Source organism: Ruoffia tabacinasalis (assembly GCF_005864045.1).
Taxonomy (GTDB): domain Bacteria; phylum Bacillota; class Bacilli; order Lactobacillales; family Aerococcaceae; genus Ruoffia; species Ruoffia tabacinasalis.
Window position 1 is genome coordinate 1 of record NZ_VBSP01000084.1, and the last position, 2,568, is coordinate 2,568.

Below are 2,568 nucleotides of genomic sequence, written 5' to 3' on the forward strand. Positions count from 1 at the left end.
TCCAGTACTAGTATGGCCCGGGGGATCCGGCGCGCCTAGGCCTTGACGGCCTTCACTCAATTCGCCCTATAGTGAGTCGTATTACGTCGCGCTCACTGGCCGTCGTTTTACAACGTCGTGACTGGGAAAACCCTGGCGTTACCCAACTTAATCGCCTTGCAGCACATCCCCCTTTCGCCAGCTGGCGTAATAGCGAAGAGGCCCGCACCGAAACGCCCTTCCCAACAGTTGCGCAGCCTGAATGGCGAATGGGAGCGCCCTGTAGCGGCCACTCAACCCTATCTCGGTCTATTCTTTTGATTTATAAGGGATTTTGCCGATTTCGGCCTATTGGTTAAAAAATGAGCTGATTTAACAAAAATTTAACGCGAATTTTAACAAAATATTAACGCTTACAATTTAGGTGGCACTTTTCGGGGAAATGTGCGCGGAACCCCTATTTGTTTATTTTTCTAAATACATTCAAATATGTATCCGCTCATGAGACAATAACCCTGATAAATGCTTCAATAATATTGAAAAAGGAAGAGTATGCGTAGCCGTAATTGGAGCCGTACCCTGACCGAACGTAGCGGCGGTAATGGTGCGGTGGCGGTGTTTATGGCGTGCTATGATTGCTTTTTTGGCGTGCAGAGCATGCCGCGTGCGAGCAAACAGCAGGCGCGTTATGCGGTGGGCCGTTGCCTGATGCTGTGGAGCAGCAACGATGTGACCCAGCAGGGCAGCCGTCCGAAAACCAAACTGAACATTATGCGTGAAGCGGTGATTGCGGAAGTGAGCACCCAGCTGTCTGAAGTGGTGGGCGTGATTGAACGTCATCTGGAACCGACCCTGCTGGCCGTGCATCTGTATGGCAGCGCGGTGGATGGCGGCCTGAAACCGCATAGCGATATTGATCTGCTGGTGACCGTGACCGTGCGTCTGGATGAAACCACCCGTCGTGCGCTGATTAACGATCTGCTGGAAACCAGCGCGAGCCCGGGTGAAAGCGAAATTCTGCGTGCGGTGGAAGTGACCATCGTGGTGCATGATGACATTATTCCGTGGCGTTATCCGGCGAAACGTGAGCTGCAGTTTGGCGAATGGCAGCGTAACGATATTCTGGCCGGCATTTTTGAACCGGCGACCATTGATATCGATCTGGCCATTCTGCTGACCAAAGCGCGTGAACATAGCGTGGCGCTGGTTGGTCCGGCAGCGGAAGAACTGTTTGATCCGGTGCCGGAACAGGACCTGTTTGAAGCGCTGAACGAAACCCTGACCCTGTGGAACAGCCCGCCGGATTGGGCGGGTGATGAACGCAACGTGGTGCTGACCCTGAGCCGTATTTGGTATAGCGCGGTGACCGGCAAAATTGCGCCGAAAGATGTGGCGGCGGATTGGGCCATGGAACGTCTGCCGGCGCAGTATCAGCCGGTGATTCTGGAAGCGCGTCAGGCGTATCTGGGCCAGGAAGAAGATCGTCTGGCCAGCCGTGCGGATCAGCTGGAAGAATTTGTGCATTACGTGAAAGGCGAAATTACCAAAGTGGTGGGTAAATAATAACTGTCAGACCAAGTTTACTCATATATACTTTAGATTGATTTAAAACTTCATTTTTAATTTAAAAGGATCTAGGTGAAGATCCTTTTTGATAATCTCATGACCAAAATCCCTTAACGTGAGTTTTCGTTCCACTGAGCGTCAGACCCCGTAGAAAAGATCAAAGGATCTTCTTGACATCCTTTTTTTCTGCGCGTAATCTGCTGCTTGCAAACAAAAAAACCACCGCTACCAGCGGTGGTTTGTTTGCCGGATCAAGAGCTACCAACTCTTTTTCCGAAGGTAACTGGCTTCAGCAGAGCGCAGATACCAAATACTGTTCTTCTAGTGTAGCCGTAGTTAGGCCACCACTTCAAGAACTCTGTAGCACCGCCTACATACCTCGCTCTGCTAATCCTGTTACCAGTGGCTGCTGCCAGTGGCGATAAGTCGTGTCTTACCGGGTTGGACTCAAGACGATAGTTACCGGATAAGGCGCAGCGGTCGGGCTGAACGGGGGGTTCGTGCACACAGCCCAGCTTGGAGCGAACGACCTACACCGAACTGAGATACCTACAGCGTGAGCTATGAGAAAGCGCCACGCTTCCCGAAGGGAGAAAGGCGGACAGGTATCCGGTAAGCGGCAGGGTCGGAACAGGAGAGCGCACGAGGGAGCTTCCAGGGGGAAACGCCTGGTATCTTTATAGTCCTGTCGGGTTTCGCCACCTCTGACTTGAGCGTCGATTTTTGTGATGCTCGTCAGGGGGGCGGAGCCTATGGAAAAACGCCAGCAACGCGGCCTTTTTACGGTTCCTGGCCTTTTGCTGGCCTTTTGCTCATTAGGCACCCCAGGCTTTACCCGAACGACCGAGCGCAGCGAGTCAGTGAGCGAGGAAGCGGAGAGCGCCCAATACGCAAGGAAACAGCTATGACCATGTTAATGCAGCTGGCACGACAGGTTTCCCGACTGGAAAGCGGGCAGTGAAGTGAAGGCCCATGAGGCCAGTTAATTAAGCGGCCGCGATATCCTGCAGATGCATCCAGTAC

At 52.6% G+C, this 2,568-nt stretch carries 1 protein-coding gene; it reads left to right on the forward strand.

What is annotated here, in order from left to right; translation table 11 throughout:
* Positions 1–750: 750 nt before the first annotated feature.
* Positions 751–1,542: an ANT(3'')-Ia family aminoglycoside nucleotidyltransferase AadA1 gene (aadA1, locus tag FEZ33_RS11945; protein WP_001206316.1), complete on the forward strand. Its 792-nt coding sequence runs from the start codon at positions 751–753 to the stop codon at positions 1,540–1,542.
* Positions 1,543–2,568 lie beyond the last annotated feature (1,026 nt).

What these genes read in the sequence shown, in the direction of transcription:
- aadA1 (WP_001206316.1), top strand. Translation starts at nt 751, where the DNA reads ATGCGTGAAGCGGTGATTGCGGAAGTGAGCACCCAGCTGTCTGAAGTG.